Annotated in this window: 21 protein-coding genes and 1 pseudogene; 20 read left to right on the top strand and 2 right to left on the bottom strand. The window is 68.4% G+C overall.

What is annotated here, in order from left to right; all coding sequences use genetic code 11:
- The first annotated feature begins 36 nt into the window (after nucleotides 1-36).
- From GEM_RS22525 to GEM_RS22480, 10 genes are all read left to right on the top strand, one after another.
- Entirely contained in the window at nucleotides 37-753 is a 717-nt protein-coding gene (locus GEM_RS22525; protein WP_014899707.1) for an ABC transporter permease, read from the top strand.
- 49 nt (nucleotides 754-802) lie between these two features.
- On the top strand, nucleotides 803-1498 hold the full coding sequence (locus GEM_RS22520) for an ABC transporter permease (RefSeq protein ID WP_014899706.1): 696 nt from the start codon (nucleotides 803-805) through the stop codon (nucleotides 1496-1498).
- 52 nt (nucleotides 1499-1550) lie between these two features.
- On the top strand, nucleotides 1551-2744 hold the full coding sequence (locus tag GEM_RS22515) for a pyridoxal phosphate-dependent aminotransferase (protein ID WP_014899705.1): 1194 nt from the start codon (nucleotides 1551-1553) through the stop codon (nucleotides 2742-2744).
- Between the two features lie 31 nt (nucleotides 2745-2775).
- The gene (locus GEM_RS22510; RefSeq protein ID WP_014899704.1) at nucleotides 2776-3786 is read left to right on the top strand and encodes a succinylglutamate desuccinylase/aspartoacylase domain-containing protein; all 1011 of its coding nucleotides are present in this window, start codon (nucleotides 2776-2778) and stop codon (nucleotides 3784-3786) included.
- A 396-nt stretch (nucleotides 3787-4182) separates the two neighbouring features.
- On the top strand, nucleotides 4183-6573 hold the full coding sequence (locus GEM_RS22505; RefSeq protein ID WP_014899703.1) for an MCP four helix bundle domain-containing protein: 2391 nt from the start codon (nucleotides 4183-4185) through the stop codon (nucleotides 6571-6573).
- A 2-nt stretch (nucleotides 6574-6575) separates the two neighbouring features.
- The gene (locus tag GEM_RS22500; RefSeq protein ID WP_014899702.1) at nucleotides 6576-7316 is read left to right on the top strand and encodes a methyl-accepting chemotaxis protein; all 741 of its coding nucleotides are present in this window, start codon (nucleotides 6576-6578) and stop codon (nucleotides 7314-7316) included.
- Nucleotides 7313-7897 (top strand): hypothetical protein, encoded by a 585-nt coding sequence (locus tag GEM_RS22495; RefSeq protein ID WP_014899701.1) that lies wholly within the window; start codon nucleotides 7313-7315, stop codon nucleotides 7895-7897. The genes GEM_RS22500 and GEM_RS22495 overlap by 4 nt, the downstream gene beginning before the upstream one ends.
- Before the next feature lie 22 nt (nucleotides 7898-7919).
- Nucleotides 7920-8879, top strand: a complete 960-nt coding sequence (locus GEM_RS22490; protein WP_014899700.1) for a chemotaxis protein CheX — start codon at nucleotides 7920-7922, stop codon at nucleotides 8877-8879.
- A 29-nt stretch (nucleotides 8880-8908) separates the two neighbouring features.
- Nucleotides 8909-9274: a response regulator gene (locus GEM_RS22485; protein WP_014899699.1), complete on the top strand. Its 366-nt coding sequence runs from the start codon at nucleotides 8909-8911 to the stop codon at nucleotides 9272-9274.
- A 100-nt stretch (nucleotides 9275-9374) separates the two neighbouring features.
- The gene (locus tag GEM_RS22480; RefSeq protein ID WP_014899698.1) at nucleotides 9375-10169 is read left to right on the top strand and encodes an enoyl-CoA hydratase; all 795 of its coding nucleotides are present in this window, start codon (nucleotides 9375-9377) and stop codon (nucleotides 10167-10169) included.
- A gap of 151 nt (nucleotides 10170-10320) precedes the next feature.
- Here the strand turns inward: GEM_RS22480 and alr are convergent, their stop codons facing one another.
- Complete coding sequence (gene alr, locus GEM_RS22475) at nucleotides 10321-11442, bottom strand: alanine racemase (protein ID WP_014899697.1); 1122 nt, start codon at nucleotides 11440-11442, stop codon at nucleotides 10321-10323.
- Between the two features lie 303 nt (nucleotides 11443-11745).
- Here alr and GEM_RS22470 point away from each other — a divergent pair, with 303 nt between their 5' ends.
- Nucleotides 11746-12117, top strand: a complete 372-nt coding sequence (locus GEM_RS22470) for an MAPEG family protein (protein ID WP_014899696.1) — start codon at nucleotides 11746-11748, stop codon at nucleotides 12115-12117.
- A 48-nt stretch (nucleotides 12118-12165) separates the two neighbouring features.
- Here GEM_RS22470 and GEM_RS22465 read toward each other — a convergent pair whose 3' ends face one another.
- Entirely contained in the window at nucleotides 12166-13119 is a 954-nt protein-coding gene (locus GEM_RS22465; RefSeq protein ID WP_014899695.1) for a LysR family transcriptional regulator, read from the bottom strand.
- Between the two features lie 120 nt (nucleotides 13120-13239).
- On the opposite strand from GEM_RS22465, the gene GEM_RS22460 reads away from it, so the two are divergent.
- The 9 genes and pseudogenes from GEM_RS22460 to GEM_RS22420 all read left to right on the top strand — a co-directional run bounded on the left by GEM_RS22460 (nucleotide 13240) and on the right by GEM_RS22420 (nucleotide 24244).
- The gene (locus GEM_RS22460; RefSeq protein WP_014899694.1) at nucleotides 13240-16782 is read left to right on the top strand and encodes an ATP-binding cassette domain-containing protein; all 3543 of its coding nucleotides are present in this window, start codon (nucleotides 13240-13242) and stop codon (nucleotides 16780-16782) included.
- Between the two features lie 589 nt (nucleotides 16783-17371).
- Nucleotides 17372-18124, top strand: coding sequence for a glutamine ABC transporter substrate-binding protein GlnH (glnH, locus tag GEM_RS22455; protein ID WP_014899693.1), 753 nt, complete (start codon nucleotides 17372-17374; stop codon nucleotides 18122-18124).
- Between the two features lie 15 nt (nucleotides 18125-18139).
- Nucleotides 18140-18847 carry a glutamine ABC transporter permease GlnP gene (gene glnP, locus GEM_RS22450; protein ID WP_187293278.1) on the top strand — a complete coding sequence of 236 codons (708 nt, stop codon included), beginning with the start codon at nucleotides 18140-18142 and terminating at the stop codon, nucleotides 18845-18847.
- Complete coding sequence (gene glnQ, locus GEM_RS22445) at nucleotides 18844-19572, top strand: glutamine ABC transporter ATP-binding protein GlnQ (RefSeq protein ID WP_014899691.1); 729 nt, start codon at nucleotides 18844-18846, stop codon at nucleotides 19570-19572. The genes glnP and glnQ overlap by 4 nt, the downstream gene beginning before the upstream one ends.
- A gap of 20 nt (nucleotides 19573-19592) precedes the next feature.
- Entirely contained in the window at nucleotides 19593-20642 is a 1050-nt protein-coding gene (locus tag GEM_RS22440) for a C45 family autoproteolytic acyltransferase/hydolase (protein WP_014899690.1), read from the top strand.
- 15 nt (nucleotides 20643-20657) lie between these two features.
- Nucleotides 20658-21992, top strand: a complete 1335-nt coding sequence (locus GEM_RS22435; protein WP_014899689.1) for an aspartate aminotransferase family protein — start codon at nucleotides 20658-20660, stop codon at nucleotides 21990-21992.
- A 25-nt stretch (nucleotides 21993-22017) separates the two neighbouring features.
- A complete protein-coding gene (locus tag GEM_RS22430; RefSeq protein ID WP_014899688.1) occupies nucleotides 22018-22572 on the top strand; it encodes a carboxymuconolactone decarboxylase family protein in 555 nt (184 codons plus the stop codon).
- Nucleotides 22573-22673: 101 nt separating this feature from the next.
- Nucleotides 22674-23233: pseudogene (locus tag GEM_RS22425) on the top strand (aspartyl/asparaginyl beta-hydroxylase domain-containing protein); the annotation flags it as partial.
- Nucleotides 23234-23401: 168 nt separating this feature from the next.
- Complete coding sequence (locus GEM_RS22420; protein WP_014899686.1) at nucleotides 23402-24244, top strand: hypothetical protein; 843 nt, start codon at nucleotides 23402-23404, stop codon at nucleotides 24242-24244.
- Nucleotides 24245-24259 lie beyond the last annotated feature (15 nt).

Below are 24259 nucleotides of genomic sequence, written 5' to 3'. Positions count from 1 at the left end.
ACGCACACGAGCGCCACGCACGGACGAGGAGGCGGCATGGACGGTTGGGGATGGGTGAGCTACCTGGGCATGGACCCGGACGGCTGGGGCGTCGCGCTGCTGCAGGGCGCGGGCGTGACGCTCGAGATTTCGCTCGGCGCGTTCGTCGTCGGCATCGTGCTCGGGCTGCTGGGCGCTGCCGCGAAGCTGTCCGGCGTGCGCGTGCTCGAACGGCTCGCGCAGGGCTACACGACGCTGTGCCGCGCGGTGCCTGAGCTGCTGCTGATCCTGCTGCTCTATTACGCGGGCACCGATGCGATCAACCTGCTGATGACGGCGATCGGCGTCGGGCCGGTCGCGGTCAACGGCTTCGCGGCGGCGGTGATCGTGCTCGGCATCGTGCAGGGCGCCTATGCGGCCGAGATCATCCGCGGTGCGATCCTCGCGATTCCGTACGGGCAGATCGAGGCCGCGCGTGCGTTCGGCGCGTCGCCGACGCTCGTGTTCCGCCGCGTGACGCTGCCTGCGATGGCACCGTATGCATTGGCCGGCTTCACGAACCTGTGGCTGATCCTCGTGAAGGACAGCGCGCTGATCAGCGTGGTCGGCTACAGCGAGCTGCTCTACACGGCGAAGCAGGCGGCCGGTTCGACGCGCGAGTACATGCACTACTACCTGATGGTCGCGGCCGTGTACTTTGCGATCACGTCGCTGTCGGGCATGCTGTTCCGCGAGATCGAGCGGCGCTTCGGCCGCTGGATGCCGGCATCGTGAGCCGCGTCGTGCCTGTCCACGCATTTCTCGAGCGAACCGGAGCCACGTCATGGATCTGAGCGTACTGTCTTCCTACGGATCGCTGCTGCTGCTCGGCGTGCTGACCACCGTCAAGCTGCTCGTCATCTCGGCCGTGCTCGGCTTCGGGCTCGCGATCGCCGTCGCGTTCGCGCGGCTGTCGGGCAATCCGGTCGTCGCGCGCGTCAGCAAGGCCTTCACCGAAGTGATCCGCGGCACGCCGCTGCTGGTGCAGATCTACCTGATCTACTATGGCGTCGGCTCGCTGTTCGCCGGCTGGCCCGCCTTGCGCGACAGCGTGCTGTGGCCGTTCCTGCGCGACGGATTCTGGTATGTCGCGTTCGCGCTGGTGATCAGCGTCGGTGCGTATGTCGGCGAAGTGCTGCGCGCGGGCCTGCGCGGCGTGCCGAAGGGTGAGATCGAGGCCGCACGCGCGATGGGGATGCGCCCGTCGATGATCGCGCGGCGCGTGTGGCTGCCGCGCGCGATCCAGATCCTGCTGCCGACGCTCGCGGGCGAGACCGTGATGCTGCTGAAATCGACCGCGCTCGCATCGACGGTCGCGGTGATGGACGTGCTCGGTGCCGCGAACTACATCCGCGCGCAGACGCTGCGGACCTACGAGCCGCTGCTGGCGATCGCGGTAATCTACGTCGTGCTCGCGTTCGTGATCGAGCGCGCGTTCGGCCGGCTCGAGCGGCGTGTGCCGGTGCGCATGCCGCGTTGAACGAACCACTGACGGCGCGGCGGCCGGGCGGGCGCCGTGCGAGGGAGAACGCATGAACTATTCGAAGCTGGTCGATCGCCTGCAGGGCAAGCGCACGACCGCATGGGACATTCATTACGCGGCGCAGCGCGCGGTCGCGGCAGGCGAGCCGGCGATCATCCTGAGCGTCGGCGATCCGGATTTCGCGACGCCCGACGTGATCGTCGAGCGCGCGGTGACGGCGCTGCGCGGCGGCGATACGCACTACAGCGAGGTGCGCGGCCGCGCCGAGCTGCGCGCGGCGATCGCGCGCGAGCATGCGAAGGCGTCCGGCCAGGCGGTCGACGCCGAGCACGTGATCGTGACGGCCGGTGCGCAGAACGCGCTGTTCGCGATGGCGATGTGCCTGTGCGAGGCCGGCGACGAGGTGATCGTGCCGGAGCCGATGTACCTGACGTACGAAGCGAGCGTGCGGGCCTCTGGCGCGACGCTCGTGCCGGTGCCGGTCGATGCGGCGCGCGGTTTTCATCTCGACTTCGACGCGCTCGAGGCGGCCGTGACGCCGCGCACGAAGGCCATCTTCTTCGCGACGCCGTGCAATCCGACCGGCGTCGTGATGCCGCGCGCCGATCTCGAACGGATCGCGCGGCTCGCCTGCGAACGCGACCTGTGGGTCGTATCGGACGAGGTCTATGCGGAACTGACGTTCGAGCGCGACACGGTCAGCATCGCGTCGCTGCCGGGGATGGCCGAGCGCACGGTGACGATCGGCAGCCTGTCGAAATCGCATGCGATGCCGGGCTGGCGGGTCGGCTGGGCGATCGGCCCGACCGAGCTGATTGGGCATGCGGAGCGGCTCGCGCTGTGCATGCTGTACGGGCTGCCGGGTTTTATCCAGCAGGCGGCCATTGCCGCGCTCGACAACAAGGCTGCGATCGTCGCGGACATGCGCGAGCTGTACCGGCGCCGCCGCGACCTGGCCTACGCGCGGCTGCGCGACGTGCCGGGGCTGCGCTGCCTGCTGCCGGAGGCCGGGATGTTCATGATGGTCGATGTGCGCGGCACGGGGCTGGATGCGCATGCATTCACGTGGGGGTTGTTCCGCGCGAAGCAGGTCGCGCTGCTCGACGCGAGCGCGTTCGGCGATACCGCGTCGGGCTTCGTGCGCTTCGGCTTCGTCGTCGACGATGCGAAGCTGGCCGACGCGTGCGAGCGCATCGCGGCATTCGTCGCCGGCCTCGGCGCGGATGCGCGCGCGGCGTCGTGATGCTCGGGCCGCCGCAACAGGAGGACGGACGATGATCGAAACGCTGACATGGCAGGTGCCTGGCGACGGTGGGCAGCCGCTCGCGATCCGCGCGTGGCGGCTGTCGGGTGGCGATGGGCCGCGCGTGCACCTGCAGGCCGGCGTGCATGCGGACGAGATCGCCGGCATGCTCGTGCTGCACCGGTTGCTGCCGCAACTCTGCGCGGCACACGATCGCGGCGTGCTGCGCGGCACGGTGACGGTCGTACCGCAGGCGAACCCGCTCGGGCTCGCGCAGTTCCGGCAGGGGCGGCTGCTCGGCCGCTTTCACGACGCGACGCACCGCAACTTCAACCGGCATTTCCACGAATCGGCGGCGACGCGCCGGCCCGCGACGACGTTCGCCGCGTGGCAGCGCACGCTGTTCGACGCCGCGCGCGATGCAGACCTCGTGCTCGACCTCCATACCGATTCCGACGCGCTGCCCTATCTCTACTTGCATCGCGACCTGTGGCCGGCCGGCCGCGATCTTGCCGCGGCGCTCGGCGCCGACGTCGTGATCCTGTGGGACGAGGACGACGACGGCGCATTCGAAGGCGCGATCGCCGCGCACTGGGCGCGCACCGGCCGCCTGCACGAGCGGCTCGTCGCGACCGTCGAGCTGCGCGGTCAATCCGACGTGTCCGACGCGCTGGCCGAGCGCGACGCCGACGGCATACTCGCGTTCCTGCGCGGCCGCGGCGTGATCGCGGAGCCGCCCGGCGCGCCCGAATGGGGCGGCGACGCCGTGCCGATCGCGCACATGGAGACGGTGCTCGCGCCGGTGTCGGGCGTGCTCGTGTACGAACGCGAACTCGGCGCGTCGGTCGCGGCGGGCGAGCGCATCGCGCGGATCGTCGCGCATCCGGGCGTGCCCGGCAGCGAGCATGTACTGGTCGCGCCGCAGGCCGGACGGATCGTCACGCGCAATCGCGAGCGGCTGGTCGCGCAGGGCGACGTCGCGCTGAAGCTGACCGGGTCGCGGCCGTCGGCCGGGTGGTCGGGCGGTGCACTCGACCCCTGAACGATGAAGGCGCGGGCCGCCGACGGCCCGCGCATCGAATCCGCGGCCGCGAGTAAAAGGCTGCATCAACGCTGCGATTCGTAGATAATGCGCAAACGTTTTACCGGTATTCGACCGGATTGAATTGCCGGATCAAGAATAAAAGAATGAATACCCGCAATTCGCTATCTTCGGCCGGCTTGAAAGCCCCGCCGTGCCTTACAGGCCAGAGGTTAACGGCCCGCCAGCGAAAAACTTTAGGGTTTTCTCGCGGTAATTGATCATTGCGATTTTCTCAATGACCGATTGATTGTTGGTCATCGGACAGTCATACACCATCCCCGATAATTCGGCGCTCACATTCTTTCAATAGATCAAAGGGCGATCGAAGCCGGATCGCTGCGGGGAGCTGTACTCATGACCATCCGTCATCGCATTACGCTGCTAGTCGTCCTGACGTTTTTCGCGCTATCCGCGATCGGCGTGTACGCCGTGTACCAGACGCGCAAGAGCGCGTCCGAGGTGCGTCAGGTTACCCAGGGAATCGTGCCGAGCGCGCTCGCATCGGCGGATCTCGTCGCCGACGTGAAGAACATCCAGATCGCGACGATGACGCTGGTGTACGCGCCCGACGCGAACACCGCCGCGCAGGCGCGCGACGAGCTGAAGGCGAAGCAGGGCGCATTGCGCGCGGCGCTCGACGCACAGCAGAAATCGGCGGTCGGCCGCGCACAGGAAGGCCTCGTCGCGCAGGCGAAGGACAGCGCCGCGAACTACTTCGCGGCGATCGACGACACCGTGAAGATGAAGACCGACGGCAAGCCCGAGATGGCGCAGGCGTACCTGTTCGCGAACGTCGCGCAGTATCGCGACGAACTCGAAAGCATCGTCGACACGCTGCGCGTCGAGAAGAACCGCCAGAAGGACGACGCGATCCGCGCGCTGAACGGCATGCTCGCGACGACGGCGACCGCGATCGCGGGCGTCGCAGGCACGGTCGTCGTACTGCTGACCGCGCTCGGCTTCGTGCTGTACCGCCAGATCACGCGCCCGCTGAGCCGGATGCAGACGATGATGAGCGAGATCGCGACGAGCCAGGACTTCACGCGCCGCGTGCCGGTGGGCCGGATGGACGAGATCGGCCATTCGATCGTCGCGTTCAACGGGATGATCGAGAAGATCCAGGAGAATGCCGCGCAACTGAAGCAGAAGACGGCCGACATCCAGGCGATGCTGCAGAACATGCAGCAGGGGATCCTGACCGTCGTCGAAGGCGGCGTCGTGCATGCGGAGTATTCGGCTTACCTCGAGACCATCTTCGAAACCAGCGACATCGCCGGCCGCGACCTGATGGCGCTCGTGTTCGACGATTCGAGCATCGGTGCCGACGCGCGCTCGCAGGTCGACGCGGCCGTGCATGCATGCCTCGGCGAGGACAGCATGAACTTCGCGTTCAACGAGCACCTGCTCGTCAACGAAGTCGCGAAGCGGATGCCGGACGGCCGCGAGAAATGGCTCGACCTGAGCTGGTCGGCGATCACCGACGAGACCGACACGGTGGTTCGGCTGATGCTGTGCGTGCGGGACGTGACCGAGATTCGCGAGCTGACCGCGCAGGCCGGCGAGCAGCAGCGCCGCCTCGAGATGATCGGCGAGATCCTGTCGATCAGCCAGGACAAGTTCCACGACTTCGTGCACAGCGCGAAGGGCTTCCTCAGCGAGAACGAGCGGATGATCCGCCAGCACGACCGCGCGGATCACTCGATCGTCGCGGCGCTGTTCCGCAACATGCACACGATCAAGGGCAACGCACGCACGTACAGCTTGCAGCACCTGACCAACATCGTCCATGAAGCGGAGCAGGCGTACGAATCGCTGCGCCACGTGGACGGCGGCCCCGAGTGGAACCGCGATGCGCTGATGGACGACCTGTCGCGCGTGCGCGAGGCGGTCGACCACTACGCGACGATCAACGCGGTCACGCTCGGCCGCAGCGGCGACGCGGCGCAGCATGGCGGCGCCGACTACCTGATGGTCGAGCGCGCGCATATCAGCGAGAGCCTGCGCGTGCTCGACGGCGCCGACCCGGCGAATGCGGGCGACTGGCACGCGGCGCGCGATTCGGTCCGCCGCCTGCTGAGCCAGTTTGGCACGCAGGGCATCGGCGATGCGCTGGGCGGCGTGATCGAGTCGCTGCCGTCGCTCGCGGCCGAACTCGGCAAGCCGGCGCCCGTCGTGCATATCGACAGCAACGGCCATCGCGTGCGCAGCGAGATCGGCGCGACGCTGAAGAACGTGTTCATGCACCTGCTGCGCAATTCGATCGACCACGGGATCGAGTCGTCCGAAGAGCGGCGCGCGGCCGGCAAGGCGGCGTCCGGCACGATCGACATCGCGGTCGGTGTGGGTGGCGGCGAGCTGTGGTTCGTGCTCGGCGACGACGGCCGTGGCCTCGCGCTCGACCGGATTCGCGGGATCGCGCGCGAGCGCGGCTGGATCGACGCCGGCAACGAAGCGGCGCTGACTGATGAAGCGGTGGCCGAACTGATCTTCCGTCCGGGCTTCTCGACCGCGCGCGCGGTGACCGAAGTGTCGGGCCGCGGCGTCGGGATGGACGCGGTGCGCAATTTCCTGAAGCGCGACGGCGGCGACATCGCGCTGCGCTTCACCGACGATCGCGTCGGCGCGTCGTATCGCGCGTTCGAGACGATCGTGTCGCTGCCGGAGCGCTTCGCGGCGGACGGTGCGACGCACGACGCCGAGCCGCAGGCACGCGCCGGCAGCGCGAACGTCGACGTAGTGGAGTGAACGTGCAAGCGTGGATGATCCCGATTGGCGCCGCGCTGGCAGGCGGCGTGGTGGTCGCGGCAATCGCCGCGATCGTGTGTCGCATCGCGCGAGCCCGGCTAGTTGCCGCGCTGACGCGCGAAGCGGATGCGTTACGCGACGCGCTCGGCGTGGCCGACACGCGGGCCGATGAAGCGCTGTCGGCGCATTCCGAGGCGGCCGACGCATGGGCGCGGCGGGAAGCGGCGCTCGAGGACGCGCTGGCGCGCGAGGCGACCGGTACCGGCGAGCAGCGTGATGCGCTGCAGGCGCTCGCGGCCGAGCGCGCCGCGCTGGCGCAGCACGCGACGAAGCTGGCCGACGAAGCCGCGCGGCTACGTGGGCTGGCCGGCACGTTCGAACGCTGGCACGAGCAGATGATCTCGCTGACCACGCAGAACCAGGACATGCGCATGAAGAACCAGGAGCTGTCGGCGATCGTCGCGCACGTCTCGATCGTGTCGCTGAACGCGTCGATCGAGGCCGCACGCGCGGGCACGGCAGGGCGCGGCTTCTCGATCGTCGCGAGCGAGGTGCGTGGGCTTGCCGCGCGCTCGCAGCAGCTGTCGAACAGCTATCGCGACAGCCTGAACCGCAACGATCTCGTGACGGCGGCGACGTTCCAGGACATCCAGGCCGGCGGCAAGATGATCACGGCCGCGCTCGCGACGGTCGAGACGCTGGCCGGGCAGCTGCATGCACGGCTCGAAGGAGCAGCGGCGTGATCAGCGCGCAGGCCCGGGCCGGCTTCGAGCGGATCTTCTTCGATGCGGCGCGCACGCGGCTCGCGTCCGGCGGCGCGTGCGAGATCCGGCCGGCCGCCGGCGCTGCGCACGACGCGTCGCACGATCCGTCACGCACGAAGTCGCGCGCGACGCCGAAGGTGCCCGAGCACGTCGCGGTGCTGACGATCTCGGCGCTGCACTTCCGGCTGCTGCTCGCGCTGCGCTTTCGCGACGACGATGCGACCCGCCGCCATTTCGGTGCGGCGGCGCAGGGCGGCAGCATGCAGCGGCCGCTGCCCGAAGCGTTCATGGAAATCGCGAACCTGTGCTGCGGCGCGATCAACCAGGCGCTGACCGCGCCGTTCCCCGATCTCGGGATGTCGACGCCGTACCTGCTGAGCGGCGCGAGCGTCGACTACCTGCCGGCGCTGAATCCTGACCACGTGGCCGCGTACGACGTGACGCTCGACGGCGATGTGCGGATCGGCGCGACGCTGTGCGTGTGCGCGAATGCGCCGATCGATTTCCACGTGCCGGAAGCGGCCACCGTGGACACGGGCGGCGAGCTCGAACTGTTTTGACCGATTCAGAGGACTCCGCGAGATGACCGAAGACCAACCCGTCAGCAAGGTGCTGGTGCTCGACGACAGCCGTGCGCATGCCGCGACGATCAAGCGCTTCTGCGACGAGCACAACCTGGTCGGCCTGACCGTGCGGCGCAACCGGCTGCTGAAGGTGCTGCGCTCGAACATCGATCTCGGTGCGATCCTGCTCGCCGAGGACTACGGCGGCTCGCCTGCCGAGAGCGCGATCATCGCGACGCAGATCGATGCGCTGCGGCCCGAGCTGCCGATCATCCTGCGCCGCGCGTCGGATGCGTCGCGCGACGGGCTGCCCGATGCGCTCGCACGGGTCGCATGCGCGGCCTACGTCGCCGACGACCTGACGCCGCTCAAGCGCGCGATCGACGAATACCTGTTCGGCCGCGACTACCCGAACGCGCTCGTGCGCGGCATCGCGGAGATTACCGAGGCGCGGCTCGACAGCCTGTTCCCGGGCCTGGCGATCGAGCGCGACACGCCGTGCATCGTCCGCGACCAGATCATCTTCGGCGAGGTGTTCAGCCTGATTGCGCTGGAAAGCGCCTGGTGCCGCGGCTACATGCTGCTGCAGACGAGCGAGCAGCCGCTGCTCGACATGATCGGCGGCACGCGCGACGACGGCCGCGCGCCCGATTTCCGCGACGTGAACAGCGTGCTCGGCGAGCTGACCAATCTCGTGTGGGGCGCGTTCAAGAACCGCTATCTCGGCGACGCCGAGGCACTGGCGCGCCATCCGGTGCAGGTGCCGCTCGTCGTCAATCACAAGCAGAAGTTCATTTCGTTCGGCGGCGACTGTCCGCAGCTCTGTTTCAAGTACCGGATGACCGACCCCGCATCGGGGCGGTCGGTGCGTCTCGACCAGCGTTTCGTGTTCAGCCTGAGCTGGTCGCCGGAGGATTTCCGCGAATCGGTGCCGGACGTGGGGCCGATGGTCGAATCGGGCGAACTCGAACTGTTTTGAATTCAGCAACAACGAAAGGGGAATACGGCATGGCAAAGATTCTGGTGGTCGACGATTCGGGCACGGTGCGCGATGAAGTCGCGGGTTTCCTGCGCAATCACGGGCTCGACGTCGCGACGGCGGTGGACGGCAAGGACGGGCTCGCGAAGCTCAAGATGACGCCCGGCGTGCGCCTCGTGATCAGCGACGTGAACATGCCGAACATGGACGGCCTGACGATGGTCGAGAAGATCCGCGGCGAACTGGCGAACGCGTCGGTCAACGTCGTGATGCTGACGACCGAAAGCAGCCCGGCGATGAAGGAACGCGGCAAGGCCGCCGGCGTGAAGGGCTGGATCGTGAAGCCGTTCAAGGGCGACGCGGTGCTCGATGCGCTGAAGAAGCTCGCGGGCTGACCGCGCGGCCGGGTCGGCGCGCGCCCGACATCCAGCGACCTCCCCGTTGGACTATATTGATGTGTTATCGCATCGCGATCACTTTCGAATTGGGGACGTCATGGACTCGAATCCCGCTTCAGCGGAACCCATCCTGCTGCGCGACGTACGCGACGGCGTCGTCACGCTGCGGCTGAACCGGCCGCAGCAGTTCAACGCGCTGTCCGAGGCGATGCTGGCGAGCCTGCAGGACGCGTTCGATTCGCTGGCCGCCGATCCGCACGTGCGATGCGTCGTGCTCGCCGCGCAAGGCAAGGCGTTCTGCGCGGGCCACGACCTGCGGCAGATGCGCGGCAAGCCCGAGCTCGACTACTACCGCACGCTGTTCGCGCAGTGCAGCCGCGTGATGCTCGCGATGCGCGCGTTGCCGGTGCCGGTGATCGCGCGCGTGCACGGCATCGCGACGGCGGCCGGCTGCCAGCTCGTCGCCGCGTGCGATCTCGCCGTCGCGGCCGATACCGCGCGCTTCGCGGTATCCGGGATCAACGTCGGGCTGTTCTGTTCGACGCCGGCCGTCGCTTTGAGCCGCAACGTGTCGGCGAAGCGCGCATTCGACATGCTCGTCACCGGGCGGTTCGTCGATGCGGCGACGGCCGCCGCGTGGGGGCTCGTCAACGAGGCCGTGCCCGAAGATGCGCTCGACGCGGCCGTCGCGCGCAAGGTCGCGGAGATCGTCGCGAAGAGCCCGGCGGCGGTGCGCTACGGCAAGCAGATGTTCTACCGGCAGCGCGAACTGCCGCTCGACGACGCGTACGCGTATGCCGGCGACGTGATGGCGCGCAACATGATGGAAGAGGACGCCGGCGAAGGGATCGATGCGTTCCTGGAGAAGCGCGAGCCGACCTGGCGTTCGTAGCGCCTGGCGCAGCGGCGGGGCGGAGCGCGTGGTCGCCAGCGGGGCATGCGTCCCGCATGCGCCGCGCATGCCGCACAAGCAAACGGGCCGCTCGACACGGCCCGCAGGTGGATAGCGACACGCAAGCGCGCCGCCGCACCCAAGCCCCGCGTTATCGCCCGTAGCTGCCCGTGCGCAGTGCCGGCTGCAGCGTCGACGCGCCGGGCGGCTCGATCACGACCGGCACGCGGCGTGCGAGCGCGCACATCAGCTCGTAGCCGATCGTGCCGCTGGCTTCCGCGACGTCGTCGACCTTCACCTGATCGCCCCACAGCTCGACGCTCGAGCCGATGCCCGCGTTCGGGCACGGCGTCAGGTCGACGGTCAGCATGTCCATCGATACGCGGCCGACGACGCGCGTCATCACGCCGTCCACCGCGATCGGCGTGCCGGTCGGCGCGTGACGCGGATAGCCGTCCGCGTAGCCGCACGCGACGACGCCGATCCGCATCGGCCGGTCGACCGTGAAGCGGCGGCCGTAGCCGACGGTTTCTTCCGGCGCGAGCGTCTGCACGCCGATGATCTTGCTGGTGAGCGTCATCGCGGCCATCAGCGGCGTGTCGGCGATGTGCCGTGCCGCACCGGTCGGCGATGCGCCGTACAGGATCGTGCCCGGCCGCACCCAGTCGCGGTGCGCCCGCGGATGCCACAGCACGGCCGCCGAATTCGATGCCGAGCGCTCGCCCGGAATCCCGGCCGTGGTTGCATCGAACTGCTCGAGCTGCCAGTCGACTTCGCCTTCGTCGGCGTTCGCGAAATGCATCATCAGCGTGATCTTGCCGATCGACGGCGCGGCCGCCGCGCGTTCCCACGCGGCGCGGAACGCGTCGGGCCGGTAGCCGAGCCGGTTCATCCCGGAGTTCATCTTGAGCTGGATGTCGATCGGCTGCTGCGGCTTCGCGGCGATCAGCAGGTCGAGTTGCTGATCGCAATGCACGGCCACCGTCAGCCGGTGGCGATCGGCCAGTTCGACGTCGGCCGGCTCGAAGATCCCTTCGAGCAACAGCACCGGCTTGTCCCAGCCGAGCTCGCGCACGCGCACGGCTTCGTCCAGATCGAGCAGCGCGATGCCGTCGGCGGCCGCGAGGCCGGGATAGATCCGCTCGACCCCGTGGCCGTATGCGTTGGCCTTGATCACGGCCCACACGCGCGATTGCGCGGCGGTGCGGCGGATGAAGTCGAGGTTGTGGCGGACCGCGTCGGGGCGGATATGGGCGACGATGGGACGGGGCATGGGGCGGCTCGGGTCGAAAGTCGTTCGGCGCGCGCGGCGGCGCGACGCGGGTCAGCAGGCTGGCGCGGCAACCCGCCGAGCCAGTGTTGAGCGCTATCTTATTGGTGTTCGACCAGTTTTAATTAACGTATTTGTCGACGATTTGGTGGATTTTTTGGTGCTGAATCCATGCCGCAAGGGCCTTCGGCAGTCTGCATTGCCGAGTCTCCCGTCTAGAAAACCGGTGCGCGAACAGCACGGCACAATGCTAAGCTCTGCGCGACCCTGTCATTGATCAATGTAATCATAAAGGAGGAGACTTTGATGACGACGTCCCAGCTGTGCCTGTTCATCGCGGCGCTGTTGCCGTTCCCGCTGACGTTCCTGGCCAAGGCCCGCAAGGGCTACGACAACCACGCGCCGCGCGAGTACCTCGCGAAGCTCGAAGGCTGGCGCGCGCGGGCGCAGGCCGCGCACCAGAACGCGTGGGAAGCGCTCGCGCTGTTTACAGCCGCGCTGGTCGTCGCATGGCACAACGGCGCGAATGCGCACCACGTCGACCAGCTCGCGATGGGGTTCGTCGCGATCCGCGTCGTCTATATGGTGATGTACCTGCTGAATTGGGCGTCGCTGCGCTCGCTCGTGTGGTTCGGCGGGATGGCGTGCGTCGTCGCGCTGTTTTTCGCGACGCCGTGACGACGGCGTGAAGGGGCGAGGCTGGCGCCGGCTTCATGTGCCGGCTCGCTACGCGCCTCCCGCGCCGCGCGCGTGACTGTCGTTGGATGCGGGCGCAACGATCTTGGCGAGCGTGGCCGGCGGCGCGTCGGCTTCGCGGCGCAGGAACGCGAGCAACGGATCGAGCAGCCGGTGCCGCGCCGACGGATTGCGGCGCAGCACGAAGCGCCATGACGCATTGCGCGCGAGGCCCGGCACCAGCGGCACCAGACGGCCGCTGCGCAGTTCGGGCTCGATCAGCGGCACCCGCCCGAGTGCGATGCCCGCACCGCCGACCGCCGCGCCGATCACCTGGCTGAAACTGCTGTAGCGGACGATTTTCGTCTCGAAGTCGCCCGGCAGGCCGAATTCCGATGCCCAGTTGCGCCAGTCGATCTCGGGGCTGTCCTCGTGCATCTCCTGCAGCAGCCGCGAGCGGCACACATACCCCGACGCGTACGGGAACAGCTCGGGGCTGCAGACCGGAAACACGGTCTCCCGCATCAACACGTCGTCGGCGGCGCGCAGCCGGTGCGCGGGCACGTGCACGATCGCGAGATCGACGCCGCTGCGCGCGAAATCCGGTTCGTCGTCGACCACGACCGCATGCAGCGGCGTTTCGGGATGAAGCGACGAGAATTCCGCGAGGCGGCGCGCGAGCCACATCGACGAAAACGGCGCGTTGGCGGATACCGTCAGCCGTTGCGTGGTGGTGCCGCGAATTTCGGCGCACGCGTCGGTCAGTTTCGACAGCGCATCGCTGACGGCCGGCAGCAGGCGAGCGCCCGCCTGCGTGAGACTGATGCCGCCGAGCCCCGTGCTGCGTTCCAGCAGCCGTGCCCCCAGCGATTCCTCGAGCGAGCGGATCTGGTGACTGATCGCGCTCGTCGATACGTTCAGCTCGGCCGCCGCGCGCGCGAACCCGCCGAGGCGGACAGCCGCCTCGAAAGCACGCAACGCGCTGAGGGGAGGAAGGTGCGACATGCGGGGTATTGTAGTTGACTCAACACCCGTTGAAAAATCATCTTTTGCCGCGCATCGGGTGCGCGCGTAGCCTTGGTCCGGTCAATAAAACCGCAACGAAAAAACCGACCGGAGGGCTTCATGTATTTCGACCGACGACTATGGGCGATGATGGCGGGATTGCGCTGGCGGGTCGCGGCCGCGGTCGCGCTCGGGCTGCTCGCGATGGGTGTCGGCATCCTCCGGTTCGTGTTTCTCGGCCGCGTGCTGGCGCTCGTGTTTGCCGGTGCGCCGGTGCTCGATATCGGCGCAACCGTCGCTGCAACGGCGGCCTGCGTGCTGCTGCGCGCGTGGCTCGACCATCGCCGCACGGTGCTCGCGCAGCACACGGCCGGGCGCGTGCAGTCCGCGCTGCGCGCGCGGCTGTTCGACCGGATCGCGGCGCTCGGCCCCGCGTGGTTCAGCGGCGAGCGCACGGGCGGCGTGATGCTGGCCGTCGTCGACGGCGTCGAGCAACTGCAGACCTTCTTCGGCGTCTACCTGCCGCAGCTCGTGATCGCCGCGTGCGCGCCGCTGATGATCTTTGCGGTGCTTGCATGGTGGGACGTGCCGACGGCCGCGATCCTGCTGGTCGCGGCGCTCGTCACGCTCGCGCTGCCGCAACTCGTGCATCGCGCCGACCGGCGCGCGGCGCTCGCGCGCTCGGCCGCGTTCAAGGCGTTCGGCGAGGCGTTTCTCGACGCCGTGCAGGGCCTGCCGACGCTGAAGGCGTTCGGGCAGAGCGGCGCGTTCGGCGCGAAGCTGGCGGCGCAGGCGCGCGCGCTGTCGGACAGCACGTTCTGGGTGCTCGCGCTGGGGCTCTTGACGCGTCTCTTCACCGATCTCGGCACGGGCCTCGGCGCGGCCGCGGCGATCGCGGTCGGCGCGTGGCGCGTGCGCCACGGCGACATGAGCCTCGAGGCGCTGCTGATCGTGCTGATGGCCGGCAGTGAAATCTTCCGGCCGCTGCGCGACCTGCGCGGCGTGCTGCACCAGGGGATGATCGGCCAGTCGGCGGCGAACGCGATTCACGCGCTGCTCGACGCGGGCAGCGCCGCGCCGGCCGCCGCGGCATCGCGTGTGCCGCACGTGCGGCCGGAGATCGTGTTCGACGGCGTCAGCTTCGCGTATCCGGGGCGCCGCGCGGACGCGCATGCGGCGCTGGGCTTCACGGTGCGTGAAGGCGAGACGGTCGCGATCGTCGGCCCGAGCGGCGCGGGCAAGTCGACCATCGTGCGCCTGCTGCTGCGCCAGCACGATGCGCAGGGCGGCACGATCCGCATTGGCGGCCACGACGTGCGCACGCTCGATGCCGACCAGGTGCGCGAGATGATCGCGGTGGTCGCACAGGACGCGACGCTGTTCGACGGCAGCGTCGCCGACAACCTGCGGCTCGGCCGCCCCGGCGCGAGCGACGCGGACATGATCGCGGCCGCGCGTGCGGCCAACGCGCACGATTTCATCTTGGCGCTGCCCGACGGCTACGCGACGCGCATCGGCGAACGCGGGCTCATGCTGTCGGGCGGCCAGCGCCAGCGGATCGCGATCGCCCGCGCGCTGTTGCGCGACGCGCCGATCCTGCTGCTCGACGAAGCGCTGTCCTCCGTCGATGCGGAGAACGAAGCGCTGATTCAGCAGGCGCTCGACCGGCTCACGCGCGGGCGCACGACGCTCGTGCTCGCGCACCGGCTGTCCAGCGTGATCGGCGCCGATCGCATCATGGTGCTCGACCAGGGGCGGGTGGTCGACGAGGGCACGCACGCGGAACTGATCGCGCGTGATGGCCCGTATCGCCGGTTGATGGGGCCGCAGGTGGAGGCGGCCGCCGAAGCCGTCGGCGCGGCCGCGACCGTCGGCGGCACGGGCGCACGTGCCGCGTCGGGGCCGCAGGTCCGGCCGCTGAACGACGATGCGGAGACGATCGAATGGCCCGAAACCTTGCGCACGCTGCTGCGGTTCGTCCGCCCCTGGAAGGGCAAGGTCGTGCTGACCGTGCTGTTCGGAATCGGCCGCGTGCTCGCGTTCATCGCCGTCGGCGTGATCGGTGCACTGGTGGTCGGCGGCGTGTCGCGCGGGCACGCGAACGGGGCGCTCGTCGCGGCGCTGCTCGTCGTCGCGCCGGTCGCGGCAGTGCTGCACTGGCTCGAATCATGGCTCGCGCACGACATGGCGTACCGGCTGCTCGCGGAGATGCGCATCGCGCTGTTTGCAACGCTCGAGCGGCTGGCGCCGGCCGGATTGCTGCGCCGTCGTTCCGGCGACCTGGTCGCGCTCGCGACGCAGGACGTCGAGACCGTCGAGTATTTCTACGCGCATACGCTGGCACCCGCATTCGTCGCGGTGCTGGTGCCGGCCGGCGTGCTGGTGCTGCTTGCGTCCGTCGCGTGGCCGCTCGCGCTGGTGCTGCTGCCGTTCCTGCTGTGGGCCGGGCTCGCGCCCGTGCTGGCGCGGCGCGACGTCGACCGGCTCGGCACCGGCGCGCGCGACGCGCTCGGCCAGCTCGGCGCGCACCTGACCGAAACGATCCAGGGGCTCGCGGAGCTGACCGCGTTCCAGGCGATCGCGCGGCGGCGTGCTGCGTTCGTCGCGCAAGCCGACGTGTACGGGCAGCAGCGCGCGAAGTTGCTCGACGATCTGTCGGCGCAGAGCGCCGCGCTCGAAGTCGCGAGCGGGCTCGGCGGGCTGGCCGTCGCGGCGCTCGGCGCGCTGTTGTGCGCACGCGGCTGGTTCGCGCACGAAGCGTTGCCGCTGCTGGTGCTGGTCGCGGTGGCCGCGTTCATGCCCGTGGCGGAGATCGGCCAGGTCGCGCGGCAACTGGCCGACACGATCGCATCGACGCGGCGCTTGCGCGCGCTCGAGAAGGAGCCGGTGACGGTCGTCGACGGCACGCAGGCGCTGTCCGGCAACGCGACCGTGCGGTTCGAGGAAGCGGATTTCACGTACCCCGGCCGCGCCGTGCCCGCGATCGATCGCGTGAGCTTCGAGGTGCCGCCCGGCAGTACGGTCGCGCTGGTGGGCGCGTCGGGCGCCGGCAAGTCGACCGTCGCGAGCCTGCTGCTGCGCTTCTGGGATCCACAGCACGGGCGTGTGACGCTCGGCGGGGTCGACCTGCGCGACCTGCGGCTCGACGATTTGCGCCAGCACATCGCGCTCGTCGCGCAGGATACCTATCTGTTCAACGACACGCTCGAAGCGAACATCCGGCTGGCCGCGAACGATGCGTCGGATCAGGACGTGCAGCGCGCGATCGACCACGCGGCGCTGGGCGAATTCGTCGCGCGGTTGCCGGACGGGCTGGCGACGCGCGTCGGCGAGCGCGGCGTGCAGCTGTCGGGCGGGCAGCGCCAGCGGGTCGCGATCGCGCGGGCGTTCCTGAGGGATGCGCCGGTGCTGATCCTCGATGAAGCGACGTCGCATCTCGACACGATCAGCGAGCAGCAGATCCGCGCGGCGCTGGAGGACCTGATGGCGCAGCGGACGTCGGTCATCATCGCGCACCGGCTGTCGACCGTCCGCAATGCGGACACGATCCTCGTGATCGAGCACGGCAGGATCATCGAGGCGGGAACGCATGCGGCGCTGATCGCGCGGCAGGGCGCGTATGCGCGGCTGGTCTCGCATCAGGCGAGCGGGGTGGCGGCGTGACCGATCCCGCTTCGGGGCCGCGCCGGCCGGCGTGGCCGCTCGACGCACACCCCGTCCGTTGAGCCGCGCCGGCGGTGCCGGCATCCGGAACGTCGCGGCTTCGGCGTGTACGCTCGCACTGTCGCACTGTCGCACTGTCGCACTGAATCGCTGAATCGCTGAATCGCTGAATCGCCGAATCGCCGAATCGCCGAATCGCCGAATCGCCGAATCGCCGAGCGTCGGCACGTCGGCACGTCCGCACGTCCGCACGTCCGTTCGTGCGGCGGCGCACGCCGCGCTCATCGTCGCGCGTGCCATCCCCGACTTCACGCTTTCGCGTCCGCCCCGCGCGATCCCGCCCGAACGTCCCCGTCGCCGTTCCCCCATCCGTCGGCGTTTCCTTTTCCTCTGATCTATCCCGCCCGCGCGGCTCGGGTTTGTCTCGATGAATTTTTCCCTTGCGTCTTTTTTTGTTGTCGTAGTATCCGTGTTGACAACACTTGTTGCACTAATGTCTAATTCAACATCGCATGTTGCGGTGCGGCTTGATGTCGTCGTTCCCCGGCCAGCCGGCCGGTTACATCGCTCAATCATGCGGAGAAATACCATGAGTCGCCGTTCCTTCCTGAAAGCCGTCGCGGTAATCGCCGCGCTCGGCGCCAGCATCGCGCACGCGGATACCAAGACGCTCGTCGTCGGGACCGATACGTCGTTCATGCCGTTCGAGTTCAAGCAGGGCGACAAGTACGTCGGCTTCGATCTCGACCTGTGGGCGGAGATCGCGAAGGACCAGGGCTGGAAATACACGATCCAGCCGATGGATTTCGCGGGCCTGATCCCGGCGCTGCAGACGCAGAACATCGACGTCGCGCTGTCGGGGATGACCATCAAGGAAGAACGGAAGAAGGCGATCGACTTCTCCGCGCCGTACTACGACAGCGGGCTCGCGGCGATGGTGCAGGTCGACAATACGTCGATCAAGTCGATCGACGACCTGAACGGCAAGGTGATCGCCGCGAAGACGGGCACCGCGACGATCGACTGGATCAAGGCGCACCTGAAGCCGAAGGAGATCCGCCAGTTCCCGAACATCGACCAGGCGTACCTCGCGCTCGAGGCCGGCCGTGTCGATGCGGCGATGCACGACACGCCGAACGTGCTGTTCTTCGTGAACAACGAAGGCAAGGGCAAGGTCAAGGTCGCGGGCCAGCCGGTCAGCGGCGACAAGTACGGGATCGGCTTCCCGAAGGGCAGCCCGCTCGTACCGAAGGTCAACGCGTCGCTCGTGAAGATCAAGGCCGACGGCCGCTACGCGCAGATTTACAAGAAGTGGTTCGGCGCCGAGCCGCCGAAGATGTGAGCGTGACGGCACATCATGGCGCGGCCGGGCGGCTGCGCCGTTCTTGAATCGAACGGGGAGCGACACGTGAATTTCGATTGGTCGGCGATCTGGGCGGCGTTGCCGGACCTGATGGAAGGGGTCCGGTTGACGGTGTTCATCGCATTTTTCGGGCTGGTGGGCGGGTTCATCGTCGGGATGATCGCGGGCATGTTCCGCGCATACGGACCGAAGGCGATGAACGTGCTCGCACAGGTTTATATTGAACTGATCCGCGGCACGCCGATCGTCGTGCAGGTGATGTTCCTGTACTTCGCGCTGCCGCTGCTCGCGCATATCCGCATCGACGGTCTGACGGCCGCGATCATCGCGATCACGGTGAATTCGGGCGCGTATCTCGCGGAAGTGGTGCGCGGCGCGCTGCTGTCGATCCCGAAGGGGCTGACGGAAGCGGGGCTCGCGATGGGCCTGTCGATGCCGCGCGTGCTGCTGAAGGTGGTCGGGCCGCTTGCGTTCCGGCGGCTGATTCCGCCGCTCGGCAACCAGTGCATCGTGAGCCTCAAGGACACGTCGCTGTTCATCGTGATCGGCGTCGGCGAGTTGACGCGCAAGGGGCAGGAAATCATCGCGGGCAATTTCCAGGCAGTTGAAATCTGGACTGCGGTGGCCGTCATCTACCTGATGCTGACCGGCGCGATGACGCTGACGCTTCGGCTCGTCGAAAAGAGGATGAGGATCCTATGAGCATGATCGAATTCCAGAACGTGTCGAAGAGCTTCGGCCACGTGCCGGTGCTGAAGCATATCGACCTGAAGATCGACGCGGGCGAAGTCGTGGTCGTGATCGGCCCGTCGGGCTCGGGCAAATCGACGATGTTGCGCTGTATCAACGCGCTCGAGAAAATCACCGGCGGCGAGCTGCTGGTCGACGGCCAGAGCGTGCGCGGCAACGCGTCGACGATCCGCAACATCCGGCTCGAGGCAGGCATGGTGTTCCAGCAGTTCAACCTGTTTCCGCAAATGACCGCGCTCGAGAACGTGATGTTCGGGCCGATCCAGGTGCGCGGTGCGTCGCGTGCCGATGCGCGCGACCAGGCGATGGCGCTGCTCGACAAGGTCGGCCTCGAATCGCGCGCGAATCATTATCCGTCGGAGTTGTCCGGCGGCCAGCAGCAGCGCGTCGCGATCGCGCGTGCGCTGGCGATCCGGCCGCGGCTGATGCTGTTCGACGAGCCGACCTCGGCGCTCGATCCGGAATTGCGCCACGAAGTGCTGAAAGTGATGCAGGATCTCGCGACCGAAGGGATGACGATGATCGTCGTCACGCACGAGATCGGCTTCGCGAAACGGGTCGGCACGCGGCTGCTGTTCATGGATCAGGGCGGCATCGCCGAGGACGGCCATCCGGTCGACCTGATCGACCGGCCGCCGACACCGCGCCTGAAGGAATTCCTCAAACACGTGTCCTGAACGAAACCGAACCATCCGACATGCCGCTTTCCCTTTCCCCCGTCATCGCCGGCACGCCGTTCGACATCGGCGTGCGCCTCGGCGAGCTTGCCCGCCCCGTGTTCGATACGTACATGCAGCAGAGCAGCGCATGGCAGGCCGTGCGCCGCTGGCGCGGCCATCCGTTCGTCGCCGCGCTGCGGCAGGCCGCGCTGGCCGCGTACCCCGAGCTCGTCGCGGAACTGGACGGGATCGCAGCGGGTGTCGGCTGGCCGGCCGAGGACATCTTCCTGTGGAACTGTCGCGGCGAACTGATCCACAACGCGCCGGACGGCTGCACGACGCTCGCCGCGCGCGACGCTCACGGTACGCGCTGGATCGCGCACAACGAGGACGGCGATCCGTACCTGCGCGAGCGCTGCCTGCTCGTCGACGTGCAGCCGCACGGCAAGCCCGGCTTCATCAGCTTCTATTACCCGGGCTCGCTGCCGGGGCATACGTTCGCCGCGAACCGCGCGGGCATCGCGCAGGCGATCAACAACCTGCGGATCCGCACGCCCGCGGCCGGCGTGCCGCGGATGATCCTCGCGCGCGCGGTGCTCGATACGACGTCGCTCGATGCAGCCGCCGGCGTGCTGCGCACGCATGCGCGCGCGAGCGGCTTTCACCACACGCTCGGCGCGACCGGTGACGCGCGCCTGCTGAGCATCGAGGCGAGTGTCGCGCGTTGCTCGGTCGTCGAAGTGTCGCACCTCACGGGCCACGCAAACCATCTCGTGCATTCCGGGTGCGATGCGGAAGCGCAGATCGTCACGCAATCGTCCGGCGATCGCCAGCGGCGCGTCGATGCACTGACGCCGGGCATCGACGCGATCGACGAAGCCGCGCTGCTGCGCGTACTCGGCGATCGCGCGCCGGAAGGGTTGCCGATCTATCGCGACGATCCGGCCGACCCCGACGACGAAAACACGCTGGCGACCGCCGTGTTCGCGATTCGCGACGCCGCGATCGACTTCACCATTCATCAACACGGCACGCAGCGCTTTGCGACGCGCATCGTGCCGTCCGCGCACGCGCCCAGCGCGTCCTGATCCATGAGGCAACGCATGACGACCGTTTTTCATCGCGCTCCGCGCGCCACCTTGCCCGTCGCCGTCGCAGGCGACGGCATCGAGATCATCGATTCGACCGGCAAACGCTATATCGACGCGTGCGGCGGCGCGGCCGTGTCGTGCCTCGGGCACAGCAACCAGCGCGTGATCGACGCGATCAAGCGGCAGGCGCAGCAATTGCCGTACGCGCATACCTCGTTCTTCACGACCGACGTGGCCGAGGAACTGGCCGACCGGCTCGTCGAGGCCGCGCCGACCGGGCTCGAACACGTGTATTTCGTGTCGGGCGGCTCCGAGGCGATCGAGGCCGCGCTGAAGCTCGCGCGCCAGTATTTCGTCGAGAAGGGCGAGCTTCAGCGCCGCCATTTCATCGCGCGCCGCCAAAGCTACCACGGCAATACGCTCGGGGCGCTGGCGATCGGCGGCAACGCCTGGCGGCGTGAGCCGTTCCTGCCGCTGCTGATCGAAGCGCATCACGTGAGCCCGTGCTACGCGTATCGCGACCAGCAGGCCGGAGAAACCGACGAAGTCTATGCGCAGCGCCTCGCGGACGAGCTCGAGCAGAAGATCGTCGAACTCGGCGCGGAAAACGTCGCGGCGTTCGTCGCGGAAACGGTGGTCGGCGCAACAGCCGGTGCGGTGCCGCCGGTGCGTACCTACCTGAAGAAGATTCGCGCGGTATGCGACAAGTACGGCGTGCTGCTGATCCTCGACGAAATCATGTCGGGGATGGGGCGTACGGGTTATCTGTTCGCATGCGAAGAAGACGGCGTCGCACCCGACCTGCTGACGATCGCGAAAGGGCTCGGCGCGGGTTACCAGCCGATCGGCGCGACGCTGGTGAGCGACCGTATCTACCGGACCATCGTCGACGGCTCGGGCTTCTTCCAGCACGGCCACACGTATCTCGGCCACGCAACCGCCTGCGCGGCCGCACTCGAAGTGCAGCGCGTGATCGCCGAAGAGCAACTGCTCGACAACGTGAAGGCACGCGGCGAGCAACTGCGGGCGTCGTTGCGCGAGCATTACGCCGCGCATCCGCATGTCGGCGACGTGCGCGGCCGCGGGTTGTTCGTCGGCGTCGAACTCGTGCGCGATCGCGACAGCAAGGCGACCTTCGATCCCAAGCTGAAGCTGCATGCGGCGGTCAAGCGCGAGGCGATGCAGCGCGGCCTGATGGTGTATCCGATGGGCGGCACGATCGACGGCGTGCACGGCGATCACATCCTGGTCGCGCCGCCGTTCGTCTGCACCGCGCAGCAGATCGACACGATCGTCGAACGCCTGTCCGGCGCGATCGCTGCGGCGCTCGCATCGGCCGGCGCGTGAGCAACGACTTCACCGAACCCTCACCATGACAGACCGACTGCCTCCCTTCGATCCCGCGTCGGCCACCGACGCGCAGAAAGCCGTGCTGGCCGACATCCTCAGCGGCCCGCGCGGCAACCTGAACGGGCCGTTCCTCGGCTGGATCGCGAGCCCCGAACTCGCTCAGCATGCACAGCAGCTCGGCGCGTTCTGCCGTTATCGCACGGGCTTGCCGCTGCGCCTGTCGGAACTCGCGATTCTCGTGACCGCCGCGCGCTGGCGATCGCAGGCCGAGTGGCACATCCACCATCCGATCGCGCTCGACGCGGGCGTGCCGGCCGCGACGGCCGAAGCGATCCGGCGCGGCGTCGAGCCGTCGTTCGAAGCGGACGACGATGCGCTGATCCATGCGTTCGCGACCGAGCTGTACGACACGCGGCGCGTGAGCGACGCGACGTTTGCGCGCGCGCAGGCGCGTTTCGGCCACGAGACCGTCGTGAACCTCGTCGCGCTGCTCGGCTATTACGCGCTCGTCGCGATGACGCTCAACACGTTCGGGATGCGCGCAGACGGGCAAACCGATTTGCCGTTTCCGGAATAATCGCCGCACACGCGCGCGTCGGCCGGTGCCGCGCGCGCGTTCCGTTTGCCCTCGAAGCCCGTCCGCACGGGCTGTTCGGCGTTTCGACGCAGGTCGAGCGGTATGCCGCGCCGCATCCGTCCGCGCCGGCCTCGTGTCCGTGCCCGGTCGAGATCCTGACGCGGATTCCGTCGATCGAGGCCGCGATGTTCGCACAGCTGCCGCCGGGCGGCAGGCTCGGGCTGCATCGCGACCCGTATGCGGGCTCGCCGCGCTGTCACCTCGGGCTCGACACGCCGAACGACGCCGCGTGCCGCATCGTCGACGACGGCGAGTCGTATGCCTGGCGCGACGGCGAGGCCGTGATGTTCGACGAAACCTGTCTGCGCTGGGCCGAGAATCGCATCGGGCACGATCGCGTGATCCTGTTCTGCGATATCGACCGCCCGATGAAATATCGCTGGGCGCAGCACGTCAACGATACGTTCGGACAACTGCCGATGCGCGCGGCCGCGTCGCCGAATGAAACGGGGACCGCACTGTCGGGCTCAACCGCGCATTCAAGTACCTGTATGCGATACGCCGTGCCGGCAAGCGGCTGAAGGCGTGGAATCGCACCGTGTACTACATCGTCAAGTGGGCGCTGTTCGGCGGGATCGCGGCTGCGATCTTCTGCATCTGATGGGCGGAGGCGGGCGGTTTTTAACTGTCTGACGATAGCGTGGCGCTGCGTGATGCGGCCCCGACGACCCGTCGCCGCTATCAATGCAACCAATTGTATTCATGCGGGATCAAGCGCAAACGCACGCGTATGATGGCTTGTTCACTTTGATCAGATCGGTGAGCAAGCATGACAAGTACCCGAAAGACATTGATGATCGTCGGCGGATTGCTGGCTGCCGCGGCCGCTAGCGGCTATGTGATGCTGCTGCGCGCGGACCACCGTGCGATCGCGGAAGCCGGCATCGGCGATTCCGCTGCGCCCGTCGTGGCGACTGCCACGACTCCCACGACTCCCACGACTGCTCCCGCGGCCCCGGCGGACGACGGTCACACCGCGCAAGGCGCTATTGCGCCGCCTGCGCCAGCCGTCGCGCTTTCCGCGCATGTAGACGATGCGGTGCCGCAACAAGCGGCCGTGCCGCCACCTGCCGCGACGCCTGCGCGCACGCGCGCGGCGCCGGCATCCGACGCCGTCGCGCCGGTCATCGCCGGGCAGGCGCTGCCGGCGAAGCCGAGCCCGCCGCCGACCGTCCATGTCGTGACGGTCGAGCCGGAGGATGCGCCCCCCTCGAAGGCGCAGGCTGCACAACCGGCGCAACCGGTGCAATCGACTCCGCCGGTGCAAGCGGCTCCACCGGTCCAGCCTGCGCAGGCGGCCCGGCCGAGCCAGCAGGCGGCTCAGCCGACCCAGCGCGCAGCGCGCAAGCGCGACGGCCTCGAGCGGCATGCGGCGGCGACGCCGGTCACGAAATCCGAAACACCCGAGACGGCTCAACTCGTGCGCGAATCCGCGAAACTCGATCCGTCGTTGCCGCCGCCCCAATACGTGGCGACGCCGGGTGCGGATCGACAGCACACGTCGGCTGGTGCGAACGCGGTCGGCGCCGCGATGACCGACCAGCTGGTCAGGCAGTCGAGCAGCTTCAAGACGCCCGCACCGGTGAACGCCGGCCCCACCGCGACCCAGTGAGCATCGGTATCCGGC

This window comes from Burkholderia cepacia GG4, from assembly GCF_000292915.1.
GTDB lineage: Bacteria > Pseudomonadota > Gammaproteobacteria > Burkholderiales > Burkholderiaceae > Burkholderia > Burkholderia cepacia_D.
Note: the sequence above shows the minus strand (reverse complement) of the source record. Positions and strands in the feature narration are given on the sequence as shown.